At 61.7% G+C, this 5,547-nt stretch carries 7 protein-coding genes and 1 tRNA gene; all 8 read left to right on the top strand.

Features of this window, described 5'->3' with window-relative positions; translation table 11 throughout:
- The coding region (locus tag ABY403_RS12815) for an isocitrate/isopropylmalate family dehydrogenase (RefSeq protein WP_372841213.1) at positions 1 to 252 on the top strand (252 nt) is incomplete at its 5' end.
- Positions 253 to 319: 67 nt separating this feature from the next.
- Complete coding sequence (locus tag ABY403_RS12820) at positions 320 to 1,288, top strand: DMT family transporter (protein WP_372841214.1); 969 nt, start codon at positions 320 to 322, stop codon at positions 1,286 to 1,288.
- A 55-nt stretch (positions 1,289 to 1,343) separates the two neighbouring features.
- Positions 1,344 to 1,420: transfer RNA gene (locus ABY403_RS12825), tRNA-Pro, on the top strand.
- Positions 1,421 to 1,527: 107 nt separating this feature from the next.
- Positions 1,528 to 1,842 (top strand): ArsR/SmtB family transcription factor, encoded by a 315-nt coding sequence (locus ABY403_RS12830; protein ID WP_372841215.1) that lies wholly within the window; start codon positions 1,528 to 1,530, stop codon positions 1,840 to 1,842.
- 55 nt (positions 1,843 to 1,897) lie between these two features.
- On the top strand, positions 1,898 to 2,950 hold the full coding sequence (locus tag ABY403_RS12835; RefSeq protein WP_372841216.1) for a permease: 1,053 nt from the start codon (positions 1,898 to 1,900) through the stop codon (positions 2,948 to 2,950).
- A gap of 161 nt (positions 2,951 to 3,111) precedes the next feature.
- Positions 3,112 to 4,302 carry an MFS transporter gene (locus tag ABY403_RS12840; protein ID WP_372841218.1) on the top strand — a complete coding sequence of 397 codons (1,191 nt, stop codon included), beginning with the start codon at positions 3,112 to 3,114 and terminating at the stop codon, positions 4,300 to 4,302.
- A gap of 9 nt (positions 4,303 to 4,311) precedes the next feature.
- Positions 4,312 to 5,346 (top strand): polysaccharide pyruvyl transferase family protein, encoded by a 1,035-nt coding sequence (locus ABY403_RS12845; RefSeq protein ID WP_372841220.1) that lies wholly within the window; start codon positions 4,312 to 4,314, stop codon positions 5,344 to 5,346.
- A partial coding sequence (locus ABY403_RS12850) for a glycosyltransferase family 29 protein (RefSeq protein WP_372841222.1) occupies positions 5,343 to 5,547 on the top strand: 205 nt, incomplete at its 3' end. The genes ABY403_RS12845 and ABY403_RS12850, both read left to right, overlap by 4 nt.

Below are 5,547 nucleotides of genomic sequence, written 5' to 3' on the forward strand. Positions count from 1 at the left end.
GTGCATGGCTCTGCCCCCGATATTGCGGGCCAAGGCAAGGCGAACCCGATCGCCTGCATCCTCAGCTTCGCGATGGCGCTGCGCTATTCCTTCGACATGGGCGCCGAGGCCACCCGGCTAGAGCGCGCGGTCGAAAAGGTGCTGGCCGACGGGTTGCGCACCGCCGATCTGATGGGCCCCGATGGCGGCAAGCCCGTGTCCACCACCGAGATGGGTGACGCAGTCGTAGCGGCGCTAGAGGCCAGCCTCTAGCCCACCCGGCATTGAGCCTGCCCGGTAAATCTGCAATGCTCGATTTCGCAATCAGGGCAGCAGGTCGATGGGCAGCAACAATCTGAAAGGTGCGCTGCTGGCGCTTGTGGCGCTTGGCATCTTTTCCACGCATGACGTCGTGGTAAAGATGCTTGGGCGCGGATATTCGCCGTTTCAAATCATCTTCTTCGCCTCGCTGATCAGTTTCCCAATGGTTACGCTGATCTTGCTGCGCGACCGTTCGGCTGGAAGCCTTTGGCCGAACAACCCACGCTGGGTGGCCCTGCGCACGGCGATGACGCTGATTACCGGCATATCGGTGTTTTACGCGTTTGCGCATTTGCCACTGGCGCAGACCTATTCGATTCTGTTTGCCTCGCCCCTACTGATAACAGTGCTGGCTATTCCCCTGCTGGGCGAGCAAGTGGGGGTTCGCCGTTCGGCGGCGGTGGTGGTGGGGTTGATCGGCGTGCTGGTGGTGCTGCGCCCCGGTGCCGCGCCGCTTGGCCTTGGCCACTTGGCTGCGTTGACCGGCGCGGCCTGCGGCGCGCTTGCCTCGGTGATCGTGCGCAAGATCGGCAAAGAGGAACGGCCACTGGTGCTGATGCTTTACCCGATGACCGCGAACTTTCTGTTCACCGGTATGGTGCTGCCCTTCGTCTACATACCGATGAGCATTTCCGACCTTGGCCTGATGGCGGTGATCGCGCTTTTCGGCCTGATCGCCTCGTATCTGATGATTCTTGCCTACCGCGCGGGCGAGGCGGTGATCGTGGCTCCGATGCAATATTCGCAAATGCTCTGGGCCATTGGCTTTGGCTGGTTTCTGTTTGGCGAGCGGGTCGATACCTACACCCTGATCGGCGCAGCGATCATCATCGCATCGGGTCTATACATCGTGCTGCGCGAAAGCCGCGTTGGGGCTTCGGAAAACACCCCGGTGTTGCAGACCCACATTCGAACCGAGATCGTAACCACTCCGCGCAGCTCTATCATGCAGCGGTTGCTTAGCCCGACGAAACGCGGCGATCGCTAGCGCCGTTCCCCCCTTGCAAAGCGCCGAAAGAGACTGTAACCCCCCGCCACACGGTCGGAGCGTAGCGCAGTCTGGTAGCGCACCTGCTTCGGGAGCAGGGGGTCGGAGGTTCAAATCCTCTCGCTCCGACCAATTTCCCGAAATGCCCAGATGCCTTGGAATCGTCTACCGCTTGATGGCGCGCGCCGCGTTATGAAAAACATCTTTACAAAACTAGATTAGTAGTTATTATGCCAAACATGACGACGCATTCATCAGTTGCCCTTTCGCTTGCCGCACTTGGCCACGACACCCGTTTGGCGATCTATCGCCTGCTGGTTCGGGCCGGAGATGACGGCTTGAACGTTGGCGAGATTGGCCAGCATCTGGATATGGCCGCATCGACGCTTGCCTACCATCTTGGCATGCTGGTCGATGCCGGTTTGGTTGTTCAGGAACGCCAAGGCCGCCAGATCGTAAATCGGGTGGATTTCGATGCAATGCGCCGGACGGTAGGCTTTCTGACCGCGGAGTGCTGCGCCGGGGTCAAACTTACAACGGAGGATGCAGCGTGAAGCCCGCGCACCTCTTTTTTCGGCCCTTTATCACTACTTTACTAGGGATTTAGCCATGTCTGAAATCGCACTCTCTACCCGCTTGCGCACGACGGACTTCGCGCGCCGGCTCTGGGCCAAAGAAAAGCCCTGGCTGTTCACCGGCGGCCTGCTGCTGTCGCTTCTTGTGATCGCCCCTAGCCAAGGCATAGCAAGCGCGGAATCCGTGGCCGGCAACCTCTTGCACATCGCCCCCTACCTGCTTTTGTCGATCGGCATCGCGGCCTATGCGGGCGCAACAGGCGCTGACGGGCTGATTGCCCGCGCCTTCACCGGATCGACCGCGATCATGATCTTGATCGCGGCGGTGGCCGGTGGTCTTTCGCCCTTCTGCTCTTGCGGGGTGATTCCGCTGATTGCCGCCTTGCTGGCGATGGGTGTGCCGCTTTCGGCGGTCATGGCATTCTGGCTTGCATCGCCGGTGATGGACCCCTCGATGTTCGTGTTGACCACCGGGGTTCTCGGTGTCGAGTTTGCAATAGCCAAAACCATCACAGCTGTCGGTCTTGGTGTCTTTGGCGGTTACGCGGTTCATCTTCTGACGCGGGCAGGGCGGCTTGGCGACCCGCTGCGCGAAGGCGTGGGCAACGGCGGCTGTGGTGGTGCCAAGGTGCGGACTGCAAAGCCGGTGGTGTGGAGTTTCTGGCGCGAAAGCGAGCGTGTTTCCAAGTTCTTCCGTGAAGGCACCAAAACGACACTGTTCCTGCTGAAATGGCTGAGCCTCGCCTTCCTTCTGGAAAGCCTGATGCTGGCGTGGCTGCCCGCCGATCTGGTGGTGAGCACACTCGGCGGCACGGGCGTGATGCCCATCGTCATCGCAACGGTGGTCGGCGTTCCTGCCTACCTCAACGGTTTTGCCGCGCTGCCGCTGGTTGGCGGGCTGATCGAGCAGGGCATGGCCCCCGGCGCGGGGTTGGCATTTCTTGTAGCCGGTGGTGTGACCTCGCTTCCTGCGGCAATCGCGGTCTGGGCGCTGGTCAAGCGGCCGGTGTTCTTCCTCTACATCGCGCTTGCTCTTGTTGGTTCGTTTGCCAGCGGATTGTTGTTCCAATTGTGGACCACGATCTGAGCGCCACCTTCAAGACAGTGCAGCAAGCGGGCCTTCGCTGAGGGCCCGCTTTACATTTTTTTGCGCCAACCCTTTGGTGGCCGCTTCCACTTTACCGCCCCTCTTGCACGCAAGCCTGATCTGCATCAGGGTCCGGCGAGATCGGGCAGAGGGACGCGTGCATGAAGGTTGGTATTGCTTTTCTGGTGGCGGGTTATGTGCTCAGCCAGTTCTATCGCGCGTGCCTTGCAGTGCTGGCACCGACTCTGGGGGCCGAAATTGGTGCCACGCCGGGCGATCTCGCGGTGTCGCTTGGGCTTTGGTATGCGGCTTTCGCGTTGATGCAGATGCCAGTCGGCGCAGCACTCGACCGGATCGGGCCGCGATACACGGTTTCGCTGTTGCTTGGCCTTGGTGGTGCAGGCGGTGCTGCGGCCTTTGCGATGGCCAATGGCCCGTGGGGCGTTCACATCGCAATGGCGCTAATCGGCGTGGGCTGCGCGCCAGTGCTGATGGGCGGCTATTACATTTTCGCGCGTATGTATGCGCCTGCGGTTTTCGGCACGCTGGCGGGGGCGATGATCGGTATTGGCAGCCTCGGCAACCTTGCGGGAGCGGCACCACTGGCATGGGTGATCGAGGCGGCAGGCTGGCGGCAAACGCTTTGGGGGCTGGCGGCGATTACGCTTGCCGTAGCACTCGCCGTAGCGCGCTTTACGCGCGACCCAGAGCGTATTGCCCAAACGCCGGGCGCAGGCGGATCATTGCTCGATCTGCTGCGCATCCCCGGGCTTTGGGCGATTCTGCCGCTGATGGCCGTCAATTACACCGCCGCTGCCGGGCTGCGCGGGGTCTGGGCCGGGCCATACCTGACCCAGATTTACAGCGCCGATACCGTGGTAATCGGCAAAGTGACGCTGGTGATGGGTCTGGCGATGGTGGCGGGCAATTTTCTCTATGGGCCTGCGGAACGGCTGATTGGTAGCCACAAGCGCGTGGTGTTGGGCGGCAACCTTGTGCTTGCCGCGATCATCGCAGCATTGTGGCTTGCGCCCGACGCAGGGCTTGGCCAAGCCACCGCGCTGATGGCCGCCGCCGGTTTTTTTGGCGCAAGCTTCCCCGCCATCATGGCGCATGGCCGCAGCTTTTTCCCCAATCACTTGGTCGGGCGCGGCGTGACACTGCTCAATATGTTCTCGATAGGCGGGGTCGGCATCATGCAATTCGCCTCGCGGCCAGTCTATGAATCCGCAGTTGCCGCCGGGTCGCAGACCTCGGCATTTTCGACACTGTTCCTGTTCTTGCTTATACCGCTGCTTGCAGGGCTGGCCGTATACGCCTTTGCCCGCAACCGGGGCGGTGCAAGCTATTAGGGGGCGGTGATGGAAAGTGCGGAAATCAGCAACGGCAGCGCACGCTCCGCCGTTGTGCTCAATGACACCTCGGGGCGCAACCACCACGGTTGCAGCAGGGTCATGCGGATTCTACGCAGCGGTCTGGAATCGCGGGGCATCCGGGTTTCGGCCACCGCGCCTGCCCATTCTGATTGGGCGCGTAACGAGGCTTTTCTTGGGGCATTAGAGGCCGCAGACCTGATCGTCATCAACGGCGAGGGCACATTGCACCACGGCCGACCGGGCGGCGCGCGTTTGCTTGAAGTTGTCCGCCATGCCGCGCGCCGCGCGCCAGTTGCACTGATCAACGCGCAGTGGCAGCAAAACCCAGCGGCATGGGGCGCGCTGCTTGCCGGCTGCGCGCTGATTTCTGCACGCGACCACCGCAGCGCCGACGAAATGCGAGCGGCGCAAGACACGGTCGCCGTTCGGATGGTTCCCGATCTTTCGTTATCTGAAACTGAGGCGGTCAGCGACGATCCCCGCAACCGCTTGCTATTCGGCGATTCGGTGCGTTGGGGCACACGCCGCGCGCTCGCCCACGCCGCACGGCGCGTGGGTGCAGACGCGCTTTTGCCTACCAAAACCCTTCCTGGGGCAGCGTGGCGGCTTCCGGTTCTGTCGGCTGGGCTGGCGGCGGCATATCACGGCACCCTGCCCTTCGGGATGCCACCGATGATTCTGGCGCGTAACGAGGATGACTACCTGCGCCAGCTAGCCACGGCCCGCATGCACATCACCGGGCGGTTCCACGGCATCTGCCTCTCGATGGTCAGCCGCACGCCGTTTCTGGCAGTTGGCTCAAACTCGAAAAAGATCGAGGCGCTTTTGCAGGATGCCGGGCTGTCGCAAGATCGCCTGCTGACCCCAGAAGCGCTTGCAACGATTGGGCGCGAAGACCTCGAGCGTCCGATCACGGAACCTGAGCTGGCATCGCTCAGCGAATATCTTGCCCGCGCCCGCATCGAAGCGGGGCAGTTGTTCGACGATCTGGCAGCTTTGGCCAAGGGGAAGAAGGCATGACCCCACTACGCTTTGGAATCGCACGTCTACTTGGAAACGAAGAAGCGCTAACCTCGCTGACAGAAACGCAAGATCGACTGATGGAAGAGTTGCAAAGCAAGCACGTTGCACTTGTTGGCAATGCCCGCGCACTTGCCAACACATCGCACGGGGCAGCAATCGAAGCGGCTGAACTGGTGGTGCGAATCAACAGCGCGCCGA

Origin of the sequence: Phaeovulum sp. (assembly GCF_041596715.1) — a bacterium.
Taxonomy (GTDB): domain Bacteria; phylum Pseudomonadota; class Alphaproteobacteria; order Rhodobacterales; family Rhodobacteraceae; genus UBA6213.